General features: G+C 68.7%; 21 protein-coding genes, 1 other RNA gene, 1 pseudogene and 2 riboswitches. Of the genes and pseudogenes, 9 read left to right on the plus strand and 14 right to left on the minus strand.

The annotated features are described in order from the left end of the window. Nucleotides 1-7: 7 nt before the first annotated feature. Together rnhA and KGA65_RS08075 are read right to left on the minus strand one after the other, a co-directional pair. Nucleotides 8-448: a ribonuclease HI gene (gene rnhA / locus KGA65_RS08070; RefSeq protein WP_225862623.1), complete on the minus strand. Its 441-nt coding sequence runs from the start codon at nt 446-448 to the stop codon at nt 8-10. Continuing rightward, entirely contained in the window at nt 445-1,347 is a 903-nt protein-coding gene (locus KGA65_RS08075) for a class I SAM-dependent methyltransferase (protein WP_225862624.1), read from the minus strand. Before KGA65_RS08075 ends, rnhA begins: the two co-directional genes overlap by 4 nt. On the opposite strand from KGA65_RS08075, the gene gloB reads away from it, so the two are divergent. After that, the gene (gene gloB, locus KGA65_RS08080; protein WP_225862625.1) at nt 1,346-2,119 is read left to right on the plus strand and encodes a hydroxyacylglutathione hydrolase; all 774 of its coding nucleotides are present in this window, start codon (nt 1,346-1,348) and stop codon (nt 2,117-2,119) included. The two genes, KGA65_RS08075 and gloB, sit on opposite strands and share 2 nt — an antisense overlap. Next, complete coding sequence (locus KGA65_RS08085) at nt 2,116-3,972, plus strand: transglycosylase SLT domain-containing protein (protein WP_225862626.1); 1,857 nt, start codon at nt 2,116-2,118, stop codon at nt 3,970-3,972. The genes gloB and KGA65_RS08085 overlap by 4 nt, the downstream gene beginning before the upstream one ends. 18 nt (nt 3,973-3,990) lie before the next feature. Here the strand turns inward: KGA65_RS08085 and recR are convergent, their stop codons facing one another. Genes recR through dnaX form a run of 3 tightly spaced genes read right to left on the minus strand, consistent with a single transcriptional unit; the run spans nt 3,991 to nt 6,960 of the window. Beyond that, nucleotides 3,991-4,578 carry a recombination mediator RecR gene (recR, locus tag KGA65_RS08090; protein WP_225862627.1) on the minus strand — a complete coding sequence of 196 codons (588 nt, stop codon included), beginning with the start codon at nt 4,576-4,578 and terminating at the stop codon, nt 3,991-3,993. Nucleotides 4,579-4,588: 10 nt separating this feature from the next. After that, entirely contained in the window at nt 4,589-4,915 is a 327-nt protein-coding gene (locus KGA65_RS08095) for a YbaB/EbfC family nucleoid-associated protein (RefSeq protein ID WP_225862628.1), read from the minus strand. Between the two features lie 32 nt (nt 4,916-4,947). Continuing rightward, a complete protein-coding gene (gene dnaX, locus KGA65_RS08100; RefSeq protein WP_225862629.1) occupies nt 4,948-6,960 on the minus strand; it encodes a DNA polymerase III subunit gamma/tau in 2,013 nt (670 codons plus the stop codon). Between the two features lie 61 nt (nt 6,961-7,021). Between dnaX and KGA65_RS08105 the strand changes: the two genes are divergently transcribed. The 3 genes from KGA65_RS08105 (at nt 7,022) to KGA65_RS08115 (ending at nt 10,029) form a co-directional block, all read left to right on the plus strand. Further along, the gene (locus KGA65_RS08105) at nt 7,022-8,146 is read left to right on the plus strand and encodes an AIR synthase-related protein (RefSeq protein ID WP_225862630.1); all 1,125 of its coding nucleotides are present in this window, start codon (nt 7,022-7,024) and stop codon (nt 8,144-8,146) included. Nucleotides 8,147-8,191: 45 nt separating this feature from the next. Then, nucleotides 8,192-8,288: signal recognition particle sRNA small type (gene ffs / locus KGA65_RS08110), an RNA gene on the plus strand. 76 nt (nt 8,289-8,364) lie between these two features. Further along, nucleotides 8,365-10,029, plus strand: a complete 1,665-nt coding sequence (locus KGA65_RS08115; RefSeq protein WP_225862631.1) for an NAD(P)/FAD-dependent oxidoreductase — start codon at nt 8,365-8,367, stop codon at nt 10,027-10,029. Here the strand turns inward: KGA65_RS08115 and KGA65_RS08120 are convergent, their stop codons facing one another. From KGA65_RS08120 to KGA65_RS08140, 5 genes are all read right to left on the minus strand, one after another. Beyond that, entirely contained in the window at nt 10,030-10,581 is a 552-nt protein-coding gene (locus tag KGA65_RS08120) for a glutathione peroxidase (protein ID WP_225862632.1), read from the minus strand. Nucleotides 10,582-10,677: 96 nt separating this feature from the next. Next, on the minus strand, nt 10,678-11,292 hold the full coding sequence (locus KGA65_RS08125; RefSeq protein ID WP_225862633.1) for a DinB family protein: 615 nt from the start codon (nt 11,290-11,292) through the stop codon (nt 10,678-10,680). After that, nucleotides 11,282-12,067, minus strand: a complete 786-nt coding sequence (locus tag KGA65_RS08130; RefSeq protein ID WP_225862634.1) for an SDR family oxidoreductase — start codon at nt 12,065-12,067, stop codon at nt 11,282-11,284. The genes KGA65_RS08125 and KGA65_RS08130 overlap by 11 nt, the downstream gene beginning before the upstream one ends. Then, on the minus strand, nt 12,049-12,843 hold the full coding sequence (locus KGA65_RS08135) for an enoyl-CoA hydratase (RefSeq protein ID WP_225862635.1): 795 nt from the start codon (nt 12,841-12,843) through the stop codon (nt 12,049-12,051). Before KGA65_RS08135 ends, KGA65_RS08130 begins: the two co-directional genes overlap by 19 nt. A 112-nt stretch (nt 12,844-12,955) precedes the next feature. Next, complete coding sequence (locus KGA65_RS08140; protein WP_225862636.1) at nt 12,956-14,605, minus strand: acyl-CoA synthetase; 1,650 nt, start codon at nt 14,603-14,605, stop codon at nt 12,956-12,958. 102 nt (nt 14,606-14,707) lie between these two features. Beyond that, a riboswitch (glycine riboswitch) is annotated at nt 14,708-14,802 on the plus strand. 16 nt (nt 14,803-14,818) lie between these two features. Then, nucleotides 14,819-14,947: riboswitch (glycine riboswitch) on the plus strand. A gap of 55 nt (nt 14,948-15,002) precedes the next feature. On the opposite strand from KGA65_RS08140, the gene gcvT reads away from it, so the two are divergent. The 4 genes from gcvT to KGA65_RS08160 all read left to right on the plus strand — a co-directional run bounded on the left by gcvT (nt 15,003) and on the right by KGA65_RS08160 (nt 20,968). Next, the gene (gene gcvT / locus KGA65_RS08145; RefSeq protein ID WP_225862637.1) at nt 15,003-16,145 is read left to right on the plus strand and encodes a glycine cleavage system aminomethyltransferase GcvT; all 1,143 of its coding nucleotides are present in this window, start codon (nt 15,003-15,005) and stop codon (nt 16,143-16,145) included. A gap of 62 nt (nt 16,146-16,207) precedes the next feature. Continuing rightward, nucleotides 16,208-16,582 (plus strand): glycine cleavage system protein GcvH, encoded by a 375-nt coding sequence (gcvH, locus tag KGA65_RS08150; RefSeq protein ID WP_225862638.1) that lies wholly within the window; start codon nt 16,208-16,210, stop codon nt 16,580-16,582. Between the two features lie 19 nt (nt 16,583-16,601). After that, nucleotides 16,602-19,508, plus strand: a complete 2,907-nt coding sequence (gene gcvP, locus KGA65_RS08155; protein WP_225862639.1) for an aminomethyl-transferring glycine dehydrogenase — start codon at nt 16,602-16,604, stop codon at nt 19,506-19,508. A 68-nt stretch (nt 19,509-19,576) separates the two neighbouring features. After that, the gene (locus tag KGA65_RS08160) at nt 19,577-20,968 is read left to right on the plus strand and encodes an L-serine ammonia-lyase (RefSeq protein ID WP_225862640.1); all 1,392 of its coding nucleotides are present in this window, start codon (nt 19,577-19,579) and stop codon (nt 20,966-20,968) included. 35 nt (nt 20,969-21,003) lie between these two features. Here the strand turns inward: KGA65_RS08160 and KGA65_RS08165 are convergent, their stop codons facing one another. The 4 genes and pseudogenes from KGA65_RS08165 to KGA65_RS08180 form a co-directional block, all read right to left on the minus strand. Next, the gene (locus KGA65_RS08165; RefSeq protein ID WP_225862641.1) at nt 21,004-21,432 is read right to left on the minus strand and encodes a DUF3995 domain-containing protein; all 429 of its coding nucleotides are present in this window, start codon (nt 21,430-21,432) and stop codon (nt 21,004-21,006) included. 188 nt (nt 21,433-21,620) lie between these two features. Further along, nucleotides 21,621-22,772, minus strand: a complete 1,152-nt coding sequence (locus KGA65_RS08170) for a branched-chain amino acid ABC transporter substrate-binding protein (protein WP_225862642.1) — start codon at nt 22,770-22,772, stop codon at nt 21,621-21,623. 135 nt (nt 22,773-22,907) lie between these two features. Continuing rightward, nucleotides 22,908-24,059: a branched-chain amino acid ABC transporter substrate-binding protein gene (locus KGA65_RS08175; protein WP_225862643.1), complete on the minus strand. Its 1,152-nt coding sequence runs from the start codon at nt 24,057-24,059 to the stop codon at nt 22,908-22,910. A gap of 130 nt (nt 24,060-24,189) precedes the next feature. Next, a pseudogene (locus tag KGA65_RS08180) lies at nt 24,190-24,395 on the minus strand (ABC transporter ATP-binding protein); the annotation flags it as partial.

A 24,395-nucleotide genomic window follows, 5' to 3' on the forward strand; every position in this document is an offset into this window, starting at 1 on the left:
CCCCCCTTCAGCGCGAACCCGCTGACGCCACCCCGCGGTTGGCCAATGCATCGGCACGTTCGTTGCCGGGGTCGCCGGCATGCCCCTTCACCCAGTGCCAAGCCACCTCGTGCTGGGCCACCAGCGTGTCCAGTTGCTGCCAGAGCTCCACGTTCTTGACGGGCTTGTTGTCCGCCGTGCGCCAGCCCCGACGCTTCCAGTTGTGGATCCAGCTGGTGATGCCGTTGCGCACGTACTCGCTGTCGGTGTAGATCGCCACCACGCAGCGGCGCTTGAGCAGCGACAGCGCCTGGATCACGGCCGTCAACTCCATCCGGTTGTTGGTGGTCTGAAGCTCGCCGCCCCAGAGCTCCTTCTCGTGATCCCCCCAACGCAGCCAGGCCCCCCAGCCACCCGGGCCAGGGTTGCCCTTGCAGGCGCCATCGGTGTAGATCGTGACCTCGCTCATTCCTTGCCTTCCAACTTGTGCGCCGACGGATGCCGGCCCGCACACCCGACGGAACGGCCCGCCGGCAGACGGCCGACCACGGTGGCCGAGGCAGCCACCGGCGCTGGCGCCCGCGACGAGCGCTCCAGCCCGACCAACCGCATGCCCCGCACCCGCTTGACGGCCACGATGAAGTACGCGGCGCCCAGCACGGGCCACCAGTGCGCTCCCACACGTTCCATCCAGGCGTAGCGCGCCAGCCAGCGTTCCGTCGAAAGGGGCGCACGATAGCAGCCCATGCGCCCGACTTCCAGCTCGAAGTTGAGCAGCCGCAGCCAATCCCGCAGGCGCCAGTAGCCAATGCGCTCCTGCGCTGCCGGCAGGTAGAGCGGCCGATGCCGGCACAAGCCCATCCAGCGCGCCCCATGCCCCAGGCGCTGACGCAGCCCCCACAGGCTGACGGGATTCAGGCCGAGGATCACCACGCGCCCCTCGGGCCGCAGCACCCGGTCCACCTCGGCCAGGCTGCGGTGTGGGTCCTCGGCCCGCTCCAGCGTGTGGGGCAACACCACCAGGTCCAGGCTTTGATCGGCAAACGGCAGGGCCTCCGGTGCGCAGCACAGCGAGGTGAGCCGCATGGGACGCTGCCCGCCCTCTTCGTTCACACACGCCACCCCAGCCAGGGTCTCGTCGCCACCCTCCATGCCTTCGGCCCCAAAGGTGCCGCAGGCCACCCAGCGGTCCGGCATCCGGTTGGCCCGCAAGGCCTGCAACTGCGGCAGCCCCATCTGCAGGGCGTGGAACCCGAACAGGTCGGCCACGGCCAGGTCCAGCTGAGCCTGCTCCCAGGCCAGCAGGCACTGGCCTGGGGGGGTCTGCAGCCACTGTGCCAACCCTATAATCGGGGCTTCACCAGCCATGGATCTCGTCGCACTCCCCGCCTTTGCCGACAACTACATTTGGATGCTTCACGATGGCCGCCAAGCCCTCGTGGTGGATCCGGGTGTTGCTGCGCCTGTGCGCCAAGCCCTGTCGGACCGGTCGCTGACGCTGACGGGCATTCTAGTGACCCACCATCATGCGGATCACGTGGGTGGCTTGGTGGATCTGTTGCCGGTGCTGCAGGGCCCCATCTGGGGGCCTGCCACGGAGGCCTTGCCGGTCCCCGTCACCCCCTGCCGAGAGGGCCAGACGGTGCTTTGGCAGGGTCTGCCCTACGAGGTGCTCGATGTCCCTGGCCACACGGCCGGGCATGTCGCCTACTTCCTGCCGGCCCAGGGCCGTCAAGCCCCGCTGCTCTTTTGCGGAGACACTCTGTTCTCTGCCGGGTGCGGCCGACTGTTCGAAGGCACGCCTGCCCAGATGGTCGACTCCCTGCAGCGCCTCGCCGCGCTGCCGGATGCCACCCGGGTCTGCTGCGCCCATGAATACACCCTGAGCAACCTGCGTTTCGCGCTGGCCGTGGAGCCCGGCAACGCAGCCCTGCAACGCCATGCCCATGTGTGCGAGGCCCTGCGCGCGGATGGCTTGCCTACCTTGCCCAGCTCATTGGCCCTGGAACGGGACATCAACCCCTTCTTGCGCTGCCGTCAACCCGAGGTGATCGCTGCAGCCCGTCGGCACGACCCAGCTGCCAACGACGACATCACCGTCTTTGCCGCCCTGCGCGGCTGGAAGAACAACTACCGATGAGAATCACCCTCAGCCTCGTGGCCGTGCTGGCCGCCCTTCTATCCGGATGTGCGACAACGACCTCGACCGATGAGGGTTTTGCCTCCACCAGCGGCCGCCCGGCCCTGGCCAGCGGCCGCAGCGGCCTGCCGCCGCTGGCCGACCTGAGCCCGGCCCTGGCTCCCGACCGCCGCGGCACACCACTCGCCGCCTTGGGTCCCGATGGCAAGCCTGCGGCCCTGACGCCTGTCGACCCGCTGGATGCTGACCGCCCAGTGGACACCCAGGCCGCGACCGCGCAGCAGGATCTCTGGCAACGCGTGCGCAACGGCTTTGCGATGCCCGATCTGGACAACGACCTGGTCCATGACCGCGAGGCCTTCTACGCGCGCAAACCAGACTACCTCCAGCGCATGACCGAGCGTGGCGGACGCTACCTCTACCACGTGGTGTCCGAAATCGAGAAGCGCCACATGCCCACCGAGCTGGCCCTGTTGCCCTTCGTGGAAAGCGCCTTCAACCCGCACGCGGTGTCCACGGCCAAGGCCTCGGGCATGTGGCAGTTCGTGCCGGCCACCGGCAAGACCTTCGACCTGAAGCAGAACATCTTCCGCGATGACCGGCGCGACGTCCTGGCCTCCACCCGGGCGGCGCTGGACTACCTGCAGAAGCTCTACGGCATGTTCAACGACTGGCATCTGGCCCTGGCCGCCTACAACTGGGGCGAAGGCAGCGTGCAGAAGGCCATCAAGCGCAACGAGGCCGCCGGACTGCCCACTGATTATGAGAGCCTGCGCATGCCGCAGGAGACGCGCTACTACGTCCCCAAGCTGCAGGCAATCAAGAACATCATCGCCCACCCGGACCAGTTCGCGATCGCCCTGCCGTCACTGAAGAACCACCCCTACTTCCTGAGCGTGCCGCTGGACCGCGACATCGACGTCAGCCTGGCCGCCAAGCTCGCCGGCGTCTCGATGGAGGAATTCCGCCAGCTCAACCCGCAGGTCAACAAGCCGGTGATGCTGGCCGCTGGCACGGACCAGCTGCTGCTGCCGTATGACGCTGCTGCCCGTTTCGTGAGCAACCTGCAAGGCTACCGCGGCCAGCTGGCCAGTTGGACGGCCTGGGTGGCCCCCCGCACGCTGCGGCCGGCCGAGGCGGCCAAGCTGGTGGGCATGGACGAGGACGAGCTGCGCAGCCTGAATCGCATCCCGGCCAAGATGCTGGTGAAGGCCGGTTCGACGCTGCTGGTGCCGCGCTCGGCCAACCGTGCGGAAGACGTCTCCGCCGAAGTGGCAGACAGCGGCATGATTGCGCTGGCACCCGATGTGCCGCCGCTGCGCAAGGTCTCGCTGACCGCCGGCCGCAAGGGTGAGACGGTGGCCGCCATCGCCCGCCGCTACAAGCTCAGCACCGCCCAGGTGGCCCAGTGGAACAAGACCTCGGCCAACGGCCGCTTCAAGCGCGGCACCAGCTATGTGCTCTACCTGCCGACCAAGGCGGCCGATGTGGCCGTGGCCAAGGCGGATGACGATGCGAAGAAGTCGGACAAGCAGGAGCGCAACGCCAAGGCCGACAAGTCGGACAAGAACGACAAGGACAGCAAGTCCTCCACCCGCAAGGCCAACAAGGCCGACAAGTCGGATGACAGCAGCGACCGCAAGAACGTGGCCTCGCGCAAGGGCAGCAGCAAGGTCGCTTCGCGCAGCAGCCGCCGCGACACGCAAGTGGCCGATGCCGCCCCGTCCAAGCGGGAGGCCAAGGCCAGCCGGGCCAAGTCGGTGAAGACCGCCTCGCGCGATGACGCCAAGCCGGCCAAGTCGAACAGCAAGGCCAACAGCGGCGGCAAGGCCGTCCGGGTGGCGCAGCGCTGACGCGCGCCGCCGCTGCGCTCAGCGGCGGTCCACCAACGCGTGGGCGATGGTGGACAGGTCCACGTACTCCAGTTCACTGCCCGCCGGCACGCCGCGGGCCAGACGGGTGACCTTCAGCCCCCGGGCGCGCAGGCTCTGGGCCAGCACATGGGCCGTGGCCTCGCCCTCGGCGGTGAAGCTGGTGGCCAGGATCACCTCTTCGACCACCCCGTCCAGTGCGCGCTGGACCAGGCCCTGGCTGCCCAGGTCGGACAAGCCCACGCCATCGAGCGGGCTCATCCGCCCCATCAGCACGTAATACAGGCCCCGGTAGCTGCCGGTACGTTCCAGCGCGGCCTGGTCGGCCGGGGTCTCCACCACACACAGTTGCCGCGCATCCCGCGTGGCATCGCTGCAAACGGGGCAGATCTCCCCTTCGGTGAAGGTGTAGCAGCGGGCGCAGTGGTGGACGGCGGCCAAGGCCCCGTCCAGCGCCCGTGCCAGGTCCGCCGCCCCCTGCCGATCATGCTGCAGCAGGTGAAAAGCCATGCGCTGGGCGGACTTCACGCCCACGCCCGGCAGGCGGTGCAGCGCGTCGATCAGCGTCTCAAGGGCGGTGCGGGACACGCCAGCCCGTTCAGAACGGCATCTTCATGCCGGGAGGCAGCGGCAGGCCTGCGGTCAGCTTGCCCATCTTCTCCTGGCTCAGCTGCTCGGCACGGCGCACCGCGTCGTTGAAAGCGGCGGCCACCAAGTCTTCCAGCATGTCCTTGTCGTCGGCCAGCAGGCTGGGGTCGATGGTCACACGCTTCACGTCGTTCTTGCAGGTCATCACAACCTTGACCAGACCGGCACCGGACTGGCCCTCCACCTCAATGGTCGCCAGTTCTTCCTGGGCCTTCTTGAGGTTTTCCTGCATGGCCTGGGCCTGCTTCATCAGGCCGGCGAGTTGACCCTTCATCATGGGCGGTTTCCTTTCAGGGATGTCGGTTCGGTTCAGACCGGCTTGATCGAGCCGGGAACGATGCGGGCCGTGCTGAACTGCGCCAGCAGCGACTGCACCAGGGGATCGGATTGGATCACTTCTTCGGCCTCGCGCTGGCGACGCGCCAGTCGCTCGACCTCCCGCAGGGCCGGCGAATCCTGCGCCACACCAGAAGCCGTGGTCAGGTGGATGGCCTGGCCGCTCCAGGCCTGCAGCGCCTTCTGCAGCTTCTCGACCAGGGGCGGCGCACGCAGCGGCTCACGCTCGACACGCAGCTGCCAGTGCTCCCCCTGCCCGTCGGCCGCGGTGTTCACCGCCACCAGTTCGGACTGCAGAGCCAGCTCGCGCACCAGGGCCACCAGGCTGTTGTTGGCCTGCATGCCCGCCACGGCCTCGGCCCAGCGGTCGCCCAGCGGCGTGCGCACCACCGCGGGCAACGCAGGTCGAAGCGGTGCGGCGGCCACTGCAGGCGGCGCCTCGGGAGTCAGGTCGATGTGGGCGGCCGGCTCGTCCCGCCAGCGGTCCTCGTCGGACACCTCCTGAGAGGCCGAAAGGGATGCAGGCTCGGGTTCCGGATCGGCCGCACGCGGGCTGCGGGCCGCAGGTCGGGCCACCACCTCACCCTCGAAGGGCGCCTCGTCCATCCAGGGGGGAGGCTCATCCTGAGGGGCCGGACGAGGTGCCGCCGGGGGCCGGGCGGCCGCTGCGGCCTCAGGGGCCGCTGGCCGGGTCACGGGCCGGGCCGGCACCGGTGTCGGCGCCACAGTCGGCGCGACAGCAGGTGCCGGTGCGGCTGCGGGTTGCGCCGGTGGCACGGGCACGGCAGCCGACGCCGCGGCAACGGCGGGCGCCACCAGGGCGGCACTGGGCCGGCCCCCCTGGGCGGCGCTCGGTGCCGGTGCGGCCGTCGGTCGGCCACCCGACTCCCCGGAGGGGAAGGCCAGGAAACGCAGCAGCACCATCACCAACCCGGCGTATTCGTCTGGTGCCAGTGGCAATTCGGCCCGCCCATGGACCACCATGCTGTAGAGCAACTGGGTCTCGTCGGGGGCCAGCACCGGCGCCAGTCGGCGGGCCGCCTCAGTGTCCGGATCGGTCTCGTCCAACGCACCGGGCACGGCCTGATCCACTGCCATCTGCTGCAGCAGCCGGGCCAGCTCTTCCAACGTACCGGCGGCCGACAGCCCGCGGCCGCGCAGGCCGTCCACCTCGACCAGCACCGCCTTGCCATCCCGGGATGCCAGGGCCTGCACGATGCGCTCGGCATGCCGCCGGTCCACCGTGCCCAGCATGGCGCGCACGCCCGCCTCCTGCAACTGGCCACCACCGTAGGCGATGGCCTGGTCGGTCAGCGACAGCGCATCGCGCATCGACCCCCGCGCCGCACGCGACAGCAGGCGCAGCGCGCCCGGCTCCACCGGCACCTGCTCGGTCTCGAGCACATGGGTCAGGTGCTCGGCCACCGTCTGCGGTGCCATCGGCCGCAGGTTGAACTGCAGGCAGCGGCTCAACACGGTCGGCAGCATCTTCTCCGGGTCGGTGGTGGCCAGCACGAACTTCAGGTAGTCCGGCGGCTCCTCCAGGGTCTTGAGCAAGGCGTTGAAGGCGTCCTTGGTCAGCTGGTGCGCCTCGTCGATCATGAAGACCTTGAAGCGTCCCACCGAGGGCTTGTAGGCGGCGCGCTCGATCAACTCGCGGATCTCGTCGATGCTGCGGTTGGAGGCGGCGTCCAGCTCCACGTAGTCGATGTAGCGGTCGGCGTCGATCTCCCGGCAGGCGGTGCAGACGCCGCACGGATGGGCGGTGATCCCGCCCTGCCCATCGGGGCCGGTGCAGTTCAGGCTCTTGGCCAGGATGCGCGAGACCGTCGTCTTGCCGATGCCGCGCGTGCCGGTGAACAGGTAGGCATGGTGCAGCCGCCCTTGCTCCAGTGCATGGGTGAGCGCACGCACGACATGGTCCTGCCCCACCATCTCCTCGAAGCTGCGGGGCCGGTACTTGCGGGCCAGGACGACATAACTCATGCGGCCATTCTAAGGAAGCGGCCAGCCGCTTCGCGGGCCGGGTGTCGGATAATCCCGCCCCATGAGTTCCTCCGCCTCCTCCAACCCGTCCACCCTGAGCTACGAGCAGGCTGGCGTCAACTACGACCTCATCGACCCGCTCAAGGTGGCGGCCCAGCACGCGGCTGCCGCGACGGCCGGCCATCTGGCCGGCCACGGCTTTTCCGAAGTGAAGGCCTCGCGCGGCGAATCCGCCTATGTGGTGGACGTGGGCCCGTTCTACCTGGCCAGCATCGTCGAATGCCTGGGCTCCAAGGCCCTGGTGGCCGACGAGATGAAGGCCCTGACCGGCAAGAGCTACTACGACAGCATCGCCCAGGACACCATCGCGATGGCTGTGAACGACCTGATCACCGTGGGCGCCACGCCCCTGGTGGTGCAGGCCTACTGGGCCGCCGGCGGCAGCGATTGGTTCGGCGATGCCCAGCGCGCCCAGGCCCTGGTGGAAGGCTGGAAGAAGGCCTGCGACACCTGCAAGGTGGCCTGGGGTGGCGGTGAGACCCCGGCGCTGGCCGGCATCGTCGAGGCCGGCCGCATCGACCTGGCGGCCTCCTGCACCGGCATCATCAGTCCCAAGAGCCGCCTGAGCGTCGGCGACAACCTCGCCCCGGGCAACGCCATCGTGCTGCTGGCCTCCAGCGGCATCCACGCCAACGGCCTGAGCCTGGCGCGCAAGCTGGTCGAGCGCCTGCCCCAGGGCTACCTGACCGAGGTGAGCCCCGGCCTGAGCTATGGCGAGGCCCTGCTGGCCCCGACCATTCTCTACAGCCCGGTCACCGAGGCCCTGGCCGCTGCCGGCATTGCGGTGAACTACAGCGCCAACATCACCGGCCACGGCTGGCGCAAGCTGCTGCGCCACGCCAGCCACCAGACCTACCGCATCCACACCGTGCCCCCGATCACCCCGGTGCTGAAGTTCATCCAGCAGCACGCCCAGCAGGACGACCGCGAGGCCTATTCCACGCTGAACATGGGCGCCGGCTTCGCGCTGTTCGTCAACGCCGCCGATGCGCAACGCGTGGTGGAGATCTCCCAGGCCCAGGGCGTGGACGCCTGGGTGGCCGGCCAGGTCGAGGAAGGCCCCAAGCAGGTCATCATCGAGCCCATCGGCGTGACCTTCGGTACCGAGGATCTGCAACTGCGCTGAGCCGCTGCGCGAAAGGCCTCGCGCCTTTCGCATACAATGGTCGATGACGGGCCTCCTCGCATGGAAGCACGGCCAACCGGGTCAGGTGGGGAACCAAGCAGCCCTAACCGTTGTGACCAGTGCCGAGTCCAGGCTCGTCACCCCTCTTCTTCAAGACCGCCGCAGCCTGGCTGCCAGGCGGTCTTGTGCTTTTGGGGCCCTGCCCGCCCCCACAGCCCATGCTCCGCATCACCGAACTGCGCCTGCCGCTGAACCATCCCGAGGAGGCCCTGCGCCCCGCCATCGTGGCGCGGCTGGGCATCCGCGACGAGGAACTGCGCGGCTTCAGCGTCTTCCGCCGCGGCTACGACGCCCGCAAGAAGACGGCCATCGTGCTGATCTACACCCTGGACTGCGAGCTGGCCGACGAGGCCGCCGTGGCCCGGCGCCTGGCCGATGACCCGCACATCCGCCCCACGCCGGACACCCGCTACCAGTTCGTCGGCCATGCGCCGGCCGACTTCTACGCGACCGAGCGGCCGCGCCCGGTCGTCGTCGGTTTCGGCCCCTGCGGCATCTTCAGCGCGCTGATCCTGGCCCAGATGGGCCTGCGGCCCATCGTGCTGGAGCGCGGCAAGGCCGTGCGCGAGCGCACCCAGGACACCTGGGGCCTGTGGCGCCAGAAGCAGCTCAACCCCGAGTCGAACGTGCAGTTCGGCGAAGGCGGCGCCGGCACCTTCTCCGACGGCAAGCTCTGGAGCCAGATCAGCGACCCGCGCCACCTCACCCGCAAGGTGCTGACCGAGTTCGTCAAGGCCGGCGCCCCGGAGGAGATCCTCTACGTCTCCAAGCCGCACATCGGCACCTTCCGCCTGGTCAGCATGGTCGAGAAGATCCGCGCCGAGATCATCGAACTGGGCGGTGAGATCCGCTTCCAGCAGAAGGTGACCGACCTGCGGGTGGAGACCCGTGACGGTGAGCGCCAGGTGCGCGGCGTGGTGCTGGAATCGGGCGAGGAGATCCGCACCGACCATGTGGTGCTGGCCCTGGGCCACAGCGCGCGCGACACCTTCACGATGCTGCATGGCCGCGGCGTGCAGATGGAGGCCAAACCCTTCTCGGTGGGCTTCCGCATCGAGCACCCGCAAAGCCTGATCGACCAGGCCCGCTTCGGCCCCAACGCAGGCAACGCCATCCTGGGCGCGGCCGACTACAAGCTGGTGCACCATGCCAGCAACGGCCGCGGCGTCTACAGCTTCTGCATGTGCCCGGGCGGCACGGTGGTGGCGGCCACCTCCGAGCTGGAGCGCGTCGTCACCAACGGCATGAGCCAGTACTCGCGCGCCGAGCGCAATGCCAACGCCGGCATCGTCGTGGGCATCAACCCCGCCGACTACCGGCAGGACAAAGACGGCAGCGGCCCGGTCAGCCCACTGGACGGCATGGCCTTCCAGCGTTTCTGGGAATCGCGCGCCTATGAACTGGGCGGCGGCGGCTACATCGCCCCGGCCTCGCTGGTGGGCGACTTCCTCAAGCGCCAGCGCAGCAGCGCGCTGGGCAGCGTCCAGCCCTCGTACAAGCCGGGCGTGCAACTGGTGCACCTGGACCAGCCCGGCCGCACCGTGCTGCCCGAGTACGTGCTGGACGCCATCCGCGAGGCCCTGCCCGCCTTCGAACGGCAGATCAAGGGCTTCTCGATGCGCGACGCGGTGCTGACCGGGGTGGAGACCCGCACCTCCTCGCCGCTGCGCGTCAACCGCGGCAAGGATTACCAAAGCCTCAACACCCGCGGCCTGTACCCGGCTGGCGAAGGCGCAGGCTACGCCGGCGGCATCATGTCCGCCGGGGTGGATGGCATCGAGGTGGCCGAGGCCGTGGGCCGCAGCCTGCTCGCCCTGGGCTGATCAGCCCAGGGCCTTCTCGATCGCGGCCTTCAGGGCCGGGTGATCGGGCGTCACGTCCGGCGAGAAGCGGGCCACCACGGTGCCGTCGCGACCGACCAGGAACTTCTCGAAGTTCCACATCACGTCGCTGTCGTGGGCCGGCAGCAGGTTCTTGGAACCCAGGCGCTCGCGGAAGGCGGTGCCGTTCGCGGCATCGGCCTTGGGCTGGGCCGCGATCAGCGCGGCGTACAGCGGATGGCGCGGGCTGCTGTTGATGTTGACCTTCTCGAACATCGGGAACTTCACGCCGAAGTTGGCGGTGCAGAAGCTCTGGATCTCCTCCGCCGTGCCGGGCTCCTGGCCCAGGAAGTCGTTGCAGGGGAAGCCCAGCACCTCCAGGCCCTTGGCCTTCTCGGCTTCGTACAGCGCTTCCAGCGCCTCGTACTGCGGGGTCAGCCCGCACTTGGAGGCCACGTTCACGATCAGCAGCACCTTGCCCTTGTACTCGCCCAGGGTGGCCGGGGTGCCGTTCAGGCGTTGCAGGGGAATGTCGTAGATCGCGGAAGTGGTCATGGTGGTGAACCGGCGGGGCCGGCCAGAGTTGAAAACTCCGGCCAGCTTAGCCGGCCGGGCCCAACCCCATGGCGCCAGGGGTGACCCGCAGACCGATCAAGGACCGTCGCCTGGGCCCCAGATCGCGGCTTCGTCCAGGCCCAGACGGGCCAGTTCGGCCGACCTCAACGGTGCCTCACCAGCGCAGTAGAACTCGTCGAGCTGCGGCGGCGCCACCGAGGTGGCCGACAGCATGGCATGGGCCTGCCCGCGGTGGTGGATCTGGTGCTGGAACAGATGGGCCAGGATGCGCTGACGGCTGTCCCGCTGCTCTCCCTGGGCGCGCCGGATGCACACCACCCCGCCCAGGTCCGCATCCTCCAGCCCCCGGCACAGGCCGATGAGTCGCAGGTCCACCGCCTGCTGCGCCGCCGCCAGCGCCCCCACATCGGCGCAGGGCTGCTCGGGCTCGAAGAACTGCGCGGGCGCCGGGTGCGGCGCCTCGCCGCGCAGGCTGCGCTCCAGCGCATCCACATAGAACCAGTCCACCGTCAGGTTGTGGTTCAGCGTGGCGCGCAGGCTGGGAAAGAAGCCGGTGCGCGGGGCCTCGAACTCGCCGGGCCGCAGGGCCGCGCAGGCGTCCAGCAGCCGCAGGTTGGCCCAGGCGTTGTTGCAGGCCTGGGTCTCCAAATGGTGGGCCAGCGGCCGGTCGGCCATGCGGTCAGCGGCCACCCGACACCTCCAGCACCGTGCCGGTGGTGTACGAGGAAGCCTCGGACAACAGCCACAGCACGGCCTGCGCCACCTCCTCGGGCTCGCCGCCGCGGCCCATCGGCACCGCCGCCGAGAGACGATCCACCCGGCCGGGTTCGCCACCGCTGGCGTGGATGTCGGTGCGGATCAGGCCCGGCGCCACCGCGTTGACGCGGATGCCCTCGGCGGCCACCTCGCGCGACAGGCCCAGCGTCATCGCGTCCACCGCGGCCTTGGAGGCGGCGTAGTCCACGTACTCGAAGGCCGCCCCCAGCTTGGCCGCCCGGGACGATAGGTTGACGATGGCCCCGCCTGTGCCGCCGGCCGAGCGCGCCATGCGGCGCACCGCCTCGCGGGCGCACAGGAAGCTGCCGATGACATTGGTGCGCAGCACCCGTTCCCAGCGGCCCGCGTCCATGTCCACCAGCTTGCGCTGGGTCTCCAGCACGCCCGCGTTGCTGACCAGGCCGGTGAAGGGCCGATCCAGTTCCGCGCGCCAGGTGTCCAGCGTGGCGAACATCGCCAGCACCTGGGCCTCGTCGGCCACATCGGCCGGCACCGCGCGAGCCCGGCCACCGGCCGCTGTGATGTCATGGACCACGGCGGCCGCCGCCTCGGCATCGCGCCGGTAGCTCAACAGCACGGCGTCACCGGCATCGGCCGCCAACCGTGCCACCGCCGCGCCGATGCCGCGTGACCCGCCGGTCACCAGCAGCACACCCCGGGGGGCGCCCTTCAACGCCGGGGAGCCCATGCCGGCGGCCTCTTCTCGATGAAGGCCTGCACGCCTTCCAGCGCCGCCTCGTCCATCATGTTGCAGGCCATGGTCTGGGCAGCATCGGTGTAAGCGGCCTCGATGCCGGATTCCAGCTGGCGGTAGAACAGGTCCTTGCCCATGGCCACCGCCACCCGCGGCTTGGCCACGATGCTGGCCACCAGGCGCTCGACCTCCTCGTCCAGGGCCTCCGGCGTAGCCACCCGGTTGACCAGGCCCTTGGCCTGCGCCTGCTCGGCACTGATGAACTCGCCGGTCACCAGCATCTCGAACGCGGCCTTGCGGCCGATGTTGCGCGACAGCGCCACGGCCGGGGTGGCACAGAACAGCCCCAGGTTGACCCCGCTGACGGCGAAGCGGGCGGTGGAGGCGGCCACCGCCAGGTCGCACATGGCCACCAGCTGGCAACCGGCCGCCGTGGCCACACCGTGCACCTTGGCCACCACCGGCACCGGCAGCTTCTGCAAGGCCATCATGACCTTGCCGCATTCGGTGAAGAGGCTGCGGTAATAGGCCGCCGAGGGCTGGGCCCGCATCTCGACCAGATCGTGCCCGGCGCAGAAAGCCCGCCCTTCCGCGGCCAGCACCACCACCCGCACCGTGTCGTCCACGGCCAAGGCCGCCAGCTCGGTGCGCAGGGCGGCCAGCATGGCCTCGGACAATGCATTGAAGGCCTGCGGCCGGTTCAGCGTCAAGGTCACGACGCCGCGCGCATCCTGGCTGCGCAACAGCAGAGGATCTTCGGTGGTCAGCATGCAGTCTCCCGAATCAAGGGGCAAGGGACAAAAAGAAGGGGGACGCCCTGCGCCCCCCGTTCAGATTAGGTCACCCCGCCGCCCCAGGCAAGCCGGGGCGACCCCGGTGCGCTCAGCCGATTGCGGCCCCCGACTTGGCCTTCTCGCGCAGCATGAACTTCTGGATCTTGCCGGTCGAGGTCTTGGGGATGGGCTCGAAGCGGATCTCACGCGGCACCTTGTAGCCGGCCAGCAGCGTCTTGCAGTGGGCGATCAGATCCTCGGCCGTCACCTGGGCCCCCAGGGCCAGCTCGACGAAGGCCACCGGCGTCTCGCCCCACTTCGGGTCGGGCTTGGCGACCACGGCCGCAGCGGCCACCGCGGGGTGGCGGTACAGCGCGTCCTCCACCTCGATGGAGCTGATGTTCTCGCCGCCGGAGATGATGATGTCCTTGCTGCGGTCCTTGATCTTGACGTAGCGGTCGGGCTCCATCACGGCCAGGTCGCCGGTGTGGAACCAGCCGCCCGCGAAGGCCTTGTCCGTCGCGCTGGGGTTCTTCAGGTAGCCCTTCATCGCGATGTTGCCGCGGAACATGATCTCGCCCATGGTCTGGCCATCGGCCGGCACCTCGGTCATGGTTTCGGCGTCCATCACGGTCATGCCTTCCTGCAGCGGATAGCGCACGCCCTGGCGGCCGTTCAGGCGGGTCTGCTCGGACAGGCTTTCTGCCGCCCACGACGGCCGCTTGACGGCCACCGCCGCCGGGCCATAGACCTCGGTCAGGCCGTAGACATGGGTGATGTCGAAGCCCATCTTGGCCATGCCTTCGATCATCGCGGCCGGCGGCGCCGCGCCGGCCACCATGCCGCGCACGCGCTGGGTGATGCCATCGCGCAGCGAGGGATCGGCCGCGATCAGCAGGTTGTGCACGATGGGCGCGGCGCAGTAGTGGTCCACCTTGTGCTCGCGCATCGCCTCCAGGATCAGCTTGGCATCCACCTTGCGCAGGCAGACATGGGTGCCGGCAATCATCGCGATGGTCCAGGGGAAGCACCAGCCGTTGCAGTGGAACATCGGCAGCGTCCACAGGTAGACCGGGAAGTGCGGCATGGTCCAGCTGGCCACGTTGCACACCGCGTTCAGGTAAGCGCCGCGGTGGTGGGTCACCACGCCCTTGGGGTCGCCGGTGGTGCCACTGGTGTAGCTCACCGCGATCGCGTCCCACTCGTCGACCGGGCCGTCCAGATGGGCCACCGGCTCGTGGGCCGCCAGCAGGGCCTCGTATTCATGGGTGCCCAGGCGTTCGGCGCGGCCGGTGTACTCGCTGTCGGCCACGTCGATCACGATCGGGTTGCGGCCATGCTCCTCACGCAGACGGCGCAGGGCTTCGAACATCAGCGGGCCGAACTCGGTGTCGGTGATCAGCACTGCGGTCTCGCAGTGGTTCATCTGCCAGGCCAGCAGCGGCGCATCCAGCCGGGTGTTCAGCGTGTTGAGCACGGCGCCGGTGGCGGGCACGCCGTAGTGGGCCTCCACCATCTCGGGGGTGTTGGGCAGCATCACGCTCACGGTGGTGCCCCGGCCCACACCCAGCGCCTTCAGCGCGGCGGCCAGGCGGGCGCTGCGGTCGCGCGTCTGCGCCCAGGTGTAGCGGCGCTGGCCGTGGATCACCGAGGTCAGATCCCCGAACACTTCGGCCGTGCGCTCCACGAAGCTGATCGGCGACAAGGGCACGTAGTTGGCCGGGTTCTTGTCCAGGTGCTGGTCGTAAATGCCGCTCATCGCAGTCTCCTCTTGGTTTTTGGTTGGCGGTGAATATACGCGGGACTCTATGTGGCGCAGTTGAACGCAAGCTGACCCAAACCCACGCCAGGCGGTTACACTGCGCGGATGTCAGGAGAGAGCCCCGCACACCGGGGCCGCCGAAGGCGCAGAGGTTCATCCCTCGAACGCTCAGGCAAAAGGACTGGCAGCCGTGCGCGTGGCGACACCCGCACGTTCCTCACTGGAGAGAGACCGGGGATGGCGTGAGCGCCATGAGACGGTCCACCGAAGGGGCAAGCAGCCTCCCGCGCAACCCGCGGAGCTGCCAATCTCTCAGGTAAAGCGGACAGCGGGGGCCCTTGGATGATTTTTTCAGCCAGCCGCCCCGCCACCTTTCACCGAGAGACGCCCGCCCATGAGTGACGCTGCCCCCCTGCTCCAGACCCCGCTGCACGCCCTGCACCTTGAACTCGGTGCCCGCATGGTGCCGTTCGCCGGCTATGCCATGCCGGTGCAGTACCCCACGGGCCTGATGGCCGAACACCGCCAGTGCCGCGAGGCCGCCGCGCTGTTCGACGTGTCCCACATGGGCCAGCTGCGCCTGATCGGCGCCGAGGCCGCCGCCGCGCTGGAAACCCTGGTGCCGGTCGACGTGCTCGACCTGCCCGCCGGCAAGCAGCGCTACGCGTTCTTCACCAATGCCGAAGGCACGCTGCTGGACGACCTGATGATCACCCGCCCGGCCGGCGAGGCCGCCGCGGCCTTCGGCGACCTGTTCGTGGTGGTCAACGCCGGTTGCAAGGACGCCGACATCGCCCACCTGCAGGCCCACATCGGCAGCCGCTGCACCGTGCAGCCCCTGCCCGAGCGTGCGCTGCTGGCGCTGCAAGGCCCGCAGGCGGTCACCGCCCTGTCGCGCCTGAACCCCGGCGTGGCCAGCCTCACCTTCATGACCGGCGGCCTGTTCACGCTGGCCGGTGCCGAGTGCTTCGTCACCCGCTCCGGCTACACCGGCGAGGACGGCTTCGAAATCTCGGTGCATGAAAGTCAGGCCGAAGCGCTGGCCCGCGCCCTGCTGGCCGAGCCCGAGGTCAAGCCCGCCGGTCTGGGCGCGCGCGACACCCTGCGCCTGGAAGCCGGCCTGTGCCTGTACGGCCATGACATCGACACCACCACCAACCCGGTGGAGGCCGCGCTGACCTGGGCCATCCAGAAGGTGCGCCGTGCCGGTGGCGCCCGCGCCGGCGGCTACCCCGGTGCCGCGGTGATCGACGCGCAATTTGCCAATGGCCCCAGCCGCAAGCGCGTGGGCCTGGTCGGCAAGGAACGCGCCCCGGTGCGCGAAGGCACGGCCCTGGTGGCGGCCGACGGCACGCCGCTGGGCACCGTCACCAGCGGCACCCTGGGCCCCACCGTCAACACCCCCGTGGCCATGGCTTACTTGCCGGCGGCCTACACCGCCGTCGGCACCGAAGTCTTCGCCGAAGTGCGCGGCAAGCGCCTGCCCATGACCGTGGCGGCCATGCCCTTCACGCCCAACCGCTACTACCGCGGCTGAGCCCCTCCCCTTTCTTCTCCCTTTCTTCCTTTTCGCCCCTCAACGCCTCGCAGGAGCCTGCCATGACCGTCAAGTACACCAACGACCACGAGTGGATCAACATCACCGACCCCGCCGCCGCCATCGTCGGCATCACCGTGCATGCCCAGGACGCCCTGGGTGACGTGGTGTTCGTGGACCTGCCCGAAGTGGGCAAGACCATCGCCAAGGGTGAGATCGCCGGCGTCGTGGAATCGGTGAAGGCCGCGGCCGACGTCTACATGCCGGTCTCGGGCGAGATCGTCGAAGTCAACGAAGACCTGCGCAACGACCCGGCCCTGGCCAACAGCGACCCGCTGGGTGCCGGCTGGTTCTTCAAGGTCAAGCTCTCGGATGCCTCCCAGCTGGATGAGCTGATGGACTCCACCGCCTACGACGCCCTGCTCAAGACCCTCTGATCCTGCCGAGACCGCTGCCATGCTGACCTCCGCCCACGCCCCCCTGGCTGAGCTCGAAAACGCCACGGCCTTCGCCTCGCGCCACATCGGGCCGCGGGCGGACGACGAAGCCAAGATGCTCGCTGCCATCGGCCCGGCCTCGCGCCGCGCGCTGATCGACGCCATCGTGCCCAGCGCCATCGCCCGCACCCAGGCGATGGACCTGCCCGCCCCGGTCACCGAGGAGCAGGCCCTGGCCGAACTGAAGGCCATCGCCGCCAAGAACCTGCGCCTGAAGAGCTTCATCGGCCAGGGTTACCACGGCACCTTCACGCCGGGCGTCATCCTGCGCAACATCCTGGAGAACCCCGCCTGGTACACCGCCTACACGCCCTACCAGGCCGAGATCTCCCAGGGCCGCATGGAGGCGCTGGTCAACTTCCAGACCATGGTGACCGACCTCACCGGCATGGCGATCGCGAACGCCTCCATGCTGGACGAGGCCACCGCCGCTGCCGAGGCCATGACGCTGGCCGCCCGCGTGGGCAAGAGCAAGAGCCGCGTCTTCTACGTGGCCGATGACGTGCTGCCGCAGTCGCTGGAGGTCATTCGCACCCGCGCCAAGCCCATGGGCTTCGAGGTGGTGACCGGTCCGGCCGAAGCGGCCGGCCAGACCGAATGCTTCGCCGCGCTGGTGCAATACCCCGGCGTGACCGGCCGCATCCGTGCGCTGCAGCCGCTGGCCCATGCCGTGCATGCCCGGGGCGGCCTGCTCATCGTGGCGGCCGACCTGCTGGCCCTGACGCTGCTGACGCCGCCAGGAGAGCAAGGCGCCGACATCGCCCTGGGCAGCACCCAGCGCTTCGGCATGCCCATGGGCGCCGGCGGCCCGCACGCCGCCTACCTGGGCTGCAAGGACGAGTTCAAGCGCTCGCTGCCCGGCCGCCTGGTGGGCATCAGCGTGGACAGCCACGGCGCCCCGGCCTACCGCCTGGCGCTGCAGACCCGCGAGCAACACATCCGCCGCGAGAAGGCCACCTCCAACATCTGCACCGCGCAGGTGCTGCCGGCCGTCATCGCCAGCATGTACGCGGTCTACCACGGCCCGGAAGGCCTCCAGCGCATTGCCCGCCGCGTGGCCAGCTACACGGCCATCCTGGCCGAAGGGCTGAAGCAGCTGGGCGCCACGCTCACGCATGAAGAGGCCTTCGACACGCTGGAAGTGCAAACCGGTGAGCGCACCGAAGCCGTGCTGGCCGCCGCCGTGGCCGCGGGCATGAACCTGCGCCGCGCCAGCGCCACCAGCGTGGGCATCAGCCTGGACGAGACCACCTCCCGTGCCGACCTGCTGGCCCTGTGGGGCCTGTTCGCCAACGGTGCGCCGCTGCCCAGCGTCGAGCCCTTCGTCAGCGGCGTGGCCCTGCGCCTGCCGGCCGGGCTGCAGCGCAGCAGCAGCTTCCTGACCCACCCGGTCTTCAACAGCCACCACAGCGAAACCGAGATGCTGCGCTACATCCGCAAGCTCTCGGACAAGGATCTGGCGCTGGACCGCAGCATGATCCCGCTGGGCTCGTGCACGATGAAGCTGAACGCGACCAGCGAGATGATCCCCATCACCTGGCCCGAGTTCGCCGAGGTGCACCCCTTCGCCCCGGCCGACCAACTGGCCGGCTACGCCGAGCTGAACGCCCAGCTGTGTGACTGGCTGGTGCAAGCCACCGGCTATGCCGGCGTCAGCCTGCAGCCCAACGCCGGCTCGCAGGGTGAGTATTCGGGCCTGCTGGCCATCCGCGCCTGGCACGACAGCCGCGGCGACAGCCACCGCACCATCTGCCTGATCCCGGAAAGCGCCCACGGCACCAACCCGGCCAGCGCGATGATGGCCGGCCTGCAGGTCGTCGTCGTCAAGTGCGATGCCAACGGCAGCGTGGACCTGACCGACCTGAAGGCCAAGTGCGAGCAGCATGCCGACAAGCTGGCCGCCATCATGATCACCTATCCCTCCACCTATGGCGTCTACGACCAGGCGGTGAAGGAGCTGTGCGCGATGGTCCACCAGTACGGCGGCCGGGTGTACGTGGACGGTGCCAACATGAACGCGCTGGTGGGCTTGGCGGCTCCCGGCCAGTTCGGCGGCGACGTCAGTCACCTGAACCTGCACAAGACCTTCTGCATCCCGCACGGCGGTGGTGGCCCCGGCGTCGGCCCCGTCTGCGTGGTGGAGGATCTGGTGCCCTTCCTGCCCGGCCATGTGACCGGAGGGCAGCCACATGCCGGGGGCGTCGGCGCCGTGGCGGCCGCGCCTTACGGCAATGCTGCCGTGCTGCCGATCAGCTGGATGTACATCCGCATGATGGGCACCGAGGGCCTGACCGCCGCCACCGAGGCCGCCATCCTGAACGCCAACTACGTGGCCGCCCGCCTGGCCGATCACTACGAAATCCGCTTCAGCGGCGGCGTGGCCGGCGTGAAGGGCGGCGGCGTGGCCCACGAGTGCATCCTGGACCTGCGCCCGCTCAAGGACAGCAGCGGCGTGAGTGCCGAGGACGTGGCCAAGCGGCTGGTGGACTACGGCTTCCATGCACCGACGCTGAGCTTCCCGGTGGCCGGCACGCTGATGGTAGAGCCCACCGAGAGCGAACCGCTGGTCGAGCTGGACCGTTTCTGCATCGCGATGATCGCGATCCGCGAAGAGATCCGTCAGGTGGAGACCGGTGCCTGGCCGCGCGAGGACAACCCGTTGCACAACGCACCGCACACCGCCGCCAGCCTGCTGTCCGGCGAGTGGACGCACCCGTACAGCCGCGAAGAGGCGGCCTACCCGGTGCCGGGCCTGCGGCAGGCCAAGTACTGGTCGCCCGTCGGCCGGGTGGACAACGTGCACGGCGATCGCAACCTGTTCTGCAGCTGCCTGCCCGTCAGCGCCTACGACGAAGCCCAGGGCTGAGCCCCTGAACCGGGCGGCGGCCTCCGCGCGCTGCCGCCCTTCCCCCGGCCCCTTGTCCAGGAGCCCCCATGGCGGTTTCCGTCTTCGACCTGTTCAAGGTCGGCATCGGCCCCAGCAGCTCGCACACGGTCGGCCCCATGCGGGCGGCCCGCCTGTTCGGCCTGCGCCTGCGCAGCGAAGGGCTGCTGCCGCGCGTGGCCCGCATCCACTGCGGGCTCTACGGTTCGCTGGGTGCCACCGGCAAGGGCCACGGCAGCGACAAGGCCGTGCTGCTGGGCCTGGCCGGGCTGGAGCCCGACACGGTGGACGTGGACCAGGTCCCCACCCTGCTGCTGGACTGGCGCACCCGCCAGGAACTGCCGCTGCTGGGCGAGCAGCCCCTGCGCTTCGTCGATGCCGAGGACCTGCAGTTCTTCAAGCGCGAGACCCTGCCTTTCCACGCCAACGGCATGCGGCTGACGGCCTTCGACGCCGCGGGCGCCGAGCTGTGCCGCCGCGTCTACTACTCGGTGGGCGGCGGCTTCGTGGTGAGCGACGAGGTGGCCGCCGACGGCAGCCGGCAGAAGGTCATCGCCCCCGATGCCACCGTGCTGCCCCTGCCCTTCACCACCGGCGCGCAGCTGCTGGCCCAGTGCCGCGCCCAGGGCCTGAGCATCGCCCAGGTGATGCGCGCCAATGAGCGCCACTGGCGCAGCGACGCCGAGACCGACATCGGCCTGCTGCACATCTGGCAGGTGATGCAGGCCTGCGTGCGCCGCGGCTGCCAGACCGAGGGCACGCTGCCCGGGGGCTTCAAGGTCAAACGCCGCGCCGCCGCGCTGCACCGGGCCCTGACCGAACACCCCGAGGCGGCCTTGAAGGACCCGCTGCAGGTGCTGGACTGGGTGAACCTCTACGCCCTGGCCGTCAACGAGGAGAATGCCGCCGGCGGCCGCGTGGTGACCGCGCCCACCAACGGCGCGGCCGGCATCGTGCCCGCGGTGCTGCACTACTACCACCGCTTCGTGCCCGGAGCGAGCACGCAGGGCGTCATGGACTTCCTGCTCACCGCCGCGGCCATCGGCATCCTCTACAAGGAGAACGCCAGCATCAGCGGCGCCGAGGTGGGCTGCCAGGGCGAGGTGGGCGTGGCCTGCTCCATGGCCGCCGGCGCACTGGCCGCGGTGCTGGGTGGCACGCCCGAGCAGGTGGAGAACGCCGCCGAGATCGGCATGGAGCACCACCTGGGCCTGACCTGCGACCCGGTGGGCGGCTTGGTGCAGATCCCCTGCATCGAGCGCAATGCCATCGCTGCGGTCAAGGCTCTCAACGCCGCCCGCATGGCCCTGCGCGGCGACGGCACCCACCATGTCAGCCTGGACAAGGTCATCAAGACCATGCGCGAAACCGGCGCCGACATGAAGACCAAGTACAAGGAAACCGCCCGCGGCGGTCTGGCGGTCAATATCGTGGAGTGCTGAGGTCAGCCTATCGCGCTCTGTCGGGCTGGAACTGGCTACGCCACATTGTGAATCGCGACCGAAAAGGAAACGATGGACAGGAACAAACACAGCGGTGAATACACCCAGGTATCCCACTGGGCGAATTCAGAGCCACGGACGCGTTTGAAAAATCCCACCAAACGAAACTCACCCACCGCCCGCACGAGCATCAAGATGGCCAGGCCATAACTGAACCCACCCAGCACCGGCCGGGGAATGGGCATCTCCAGCAGGCCAGAGGCCCCCGCAATCAGTGCGGCAAACGAGATCAAAGCCAGCCCCACAAAGGCCGTCCCGAGGGCTGAGGGCATGAAGACCGGCGAACCATTGACCTCGGGGATGGCCGCGGCCTTGCCCAGAGAACCGCCCAAAGCCCAATACCAATGCCAAAGCCCGAGGATTGAAAATATCACGCACGCGATGAAAGCCAAGGTGAGGATCATGAAATTCCCTGAACCAAGCGCATGGTGAAACACCTTTCCAATAATGCGCCATCCAGGCAGGCAACGCTACCGCACTCCCCGCCGCCGGGAGGCCCGCATCCCCCATCAATATGACGCCCCCTGACGCCCCCATGGAAAAAGCCGCCCGAAGGCGGCCTTTCTGCTGACAGATATTCAGGAATACCTGATCAGCGCACCACGCCAATCGTGGCCTTCTGGCCCGCCTTGAAGGTGGACAGGGTCAGCGCACCATTCTTGATGTCGCCCTTTTCGTCGAAGGTGATGGTGCCCGTCACGCCCTTGTAACCGGCGGTCTTGGCCAGCACCGGCAAGTACTTGGCCGGCTCGGCCGAGTTGGCCTTCACCATGGCCTGGGCCATCACCATCGTGGCGTCGTAGGTGTAGGGCGAATACAGCTGCACTTCGCTGCCAAAGCGCTTCTTGTAGCGGGCGCGGAAGTCTTCCATGGCCTTCACGGCCGTCTTGTCGGTCGGCTCGATGCCGCCAGCTTCGGCGCAGATCAGCTGCCCGTCGGCCAGCGCGCCAGCGGCCAGCTTGGGCATTTCGCTGGTGCACAGGCCGTCACCGCCCATCAGCTTGGCCTGGATGCCCAGCTGCTTCATCTGGCGGGCCAGCGGACCGCCGACAGCGTCCATGCCACCGTAGAAGATCACATCAGGCTTGGTGGCCTTGGCGGAGGTCAGGATGCCCATGAAGTCGGTGGCCTTGTCGTTGGTGAATTCGCGCTTCACCACCTTGCCGCCGGCCGCCTTCACGCCCTTGTCGAACTCATCGGCCACGCCCTGGCCGTAGGCCGTGCGATCGTCAATGACAACAATGGTCTTGGCCTTGAGCGTCTGCACGGCGTACTTGCCCAGCGTGCTGCCCAGGTGCACATCGTCGGCCACCACGCGGAAAGTCGTCTTGAAGCCCTGGCGGGTGTACTTGGGGTTGGTGACGGAAGCGGCGATCTGCGGGATGCCCGCGCCGGCGTAGATGCGCGAAGCCGGAATGGAGGTGCCCGAGTTCAGATGGCCGATCACGCCGTTGACCTTCTCGTCCACGAACTTCTGCGCGGCGGTGGTGCCCTGCTTGGGGTCGCCGGCATCGTCTTCGGCCAGCAGTTGGAACTTGGCCTTCTTGCCACCAATGGTCAGGCCCTTGGCGTTGAGCTCCTCGACGGCCAGGCGGGTGCCGTTCTCGTTGTCCTTGCCCAGGTGGGCTGCGCCGCCGCTGGTGGCGTTCACGGCACCGATCTTGATCAGCAGGTCTTCAGCCTGGGCCTGGCCGGCCAGCAACGCGGCTGCGGCAGCAGCCACCAGAGTGGTTTTGGTGTTCATATCTTGGTTTTCTCTCGGTAGAGCGGGGCAAATAGCTTACCCCTCCTCACCAGAGATGCCGACCCTCGTGCGCGACAAACCATGAAAAAGGCCGCCCGAAGGCGGCCTTTGAGGGCTGTGTGAACAGCCTGGCGATCAGTGCACCACGCCCAGGGCGGTCTTGGCACCGGCCTTGAAGGTGTACAGGGTCAGGGCACCGTTCTTGATGTCGCCCTTCTCGTCGAAGGCAATGGTGCCCGTCACGCCCTTGTGGCCCGTGGTCTTGGCCAGCACCGGCAGGTACTTGGCCGGCTCGGCCGAGTTGGCCTTCACCATGGCCTGGGCCATCACCATCGTGGCGTCATACACGTAGGGCGCGTAGATCTGCACGTCGGCGTTGAACTTCTTCTTGAACTTGGCGCGGAAGTCTTCCATCGCCTTCACCGCCGCCTTGTCGTTCTGGTCGATACCACCGGCTTCGGCGCACACCACCTGGTTGTCGGCGATCGTGCCGGCCGCCAGCTTGGGCAGCTCGCTCGTGCAGATACCGTCACCACCCATGAACTTGGAGGTGATGCCCAGCTGCTTCATCTGGCGCAGCATCGGGCCGGCCACGGCGTCCATGCCGCCGTAGAAGACGATCTCGGGCTTGGCGCCCTTGATGGAGGTCAGGATGGCGGTGAAGTCGGTCGCCTTGTCGTTGGTGAACTCGCGCTTGACGACCTTGCCGCCAGCAGCCTTCACGCCCTTTTCGAACTCGTCGGCCACGCCCTGGCCGTAGGCGGTGCGGTCGTCGATCACGGCGATCGTCTTGCCCTTGAGGGTTTGCACCGCGTACTTGCCCAGCGTGCCGCCCAGGTGCACGTCATCCGCCACCACGCGGAAGGTGGTCTTGAAGCCCTGGCGGGTGTACTTCGGGTTCGTGGCCGACGGCGAGATCTGCGGAATGCCCGCGTCCGAATAGATCTTCGAGGCCGGGATCGTGGTGCCCGAGTTCAGGTGGCCGATCACGCCGTTCACCTTTTCGTCCACCAGCTTCTGGGCGGCGGCGGTGCCTTGCTTCGGATCCGCGGCGTCGTCTTCCGTCAGCAGCACGAACTTGGCCTTCTTGCCGCCGATCATCACGCCCTTGGCGTTCAGTTCGTCAATGGCCATGCGGGCGCCGTTCTCGTTGTCCTTGCCCAGGTGGGCAATGCTGCCACTGGTCGGGCCGACGTGACCGATCTTGACCACCAGGTCCTCGGCATGGGCTGCGCCCGCCAGCAGAGCCACCGCAGCGGCAGCGACCAGATTCATACGAGACTTCATGAACTCAGTTCTCCAAGGGTTGAGAAATGCGTGCGGGAACCGGCCGGGATGGCCGTGAAGGTGCGCAGGCAAGCACCGTTGCTCCGCCGAAATCCAGACCTGCGAAAAACCATGGGGGCGGTGAAGAGACTCACTCGCCGAGGTAGGCGGCGCGAACCTTGGGATCGGTCAGAAGCGCCTGGGCCGGGCCGCTCATGCTGACCTCACCGGAGTCCAGCACATAGCCCCGGTCGGCCAGGGCCAGCGCCCGGCTGGCGTTCTGCTCGACCAGCAGCATCGTCGTGCCCTGCGCGTGGATGGTCTGCACCACCTCGAAGATCTTGTCCACCATGATGG

This window comes from Ideonella benzenivorans, assembly GCF_020387415.1.
Lineage (GTDB): Bacteria > Pseudomonadota > Gammaproteobacteria > Burkholderiales > Burkholderiaceae_C > Ideonella > Ideonella benzenivorans.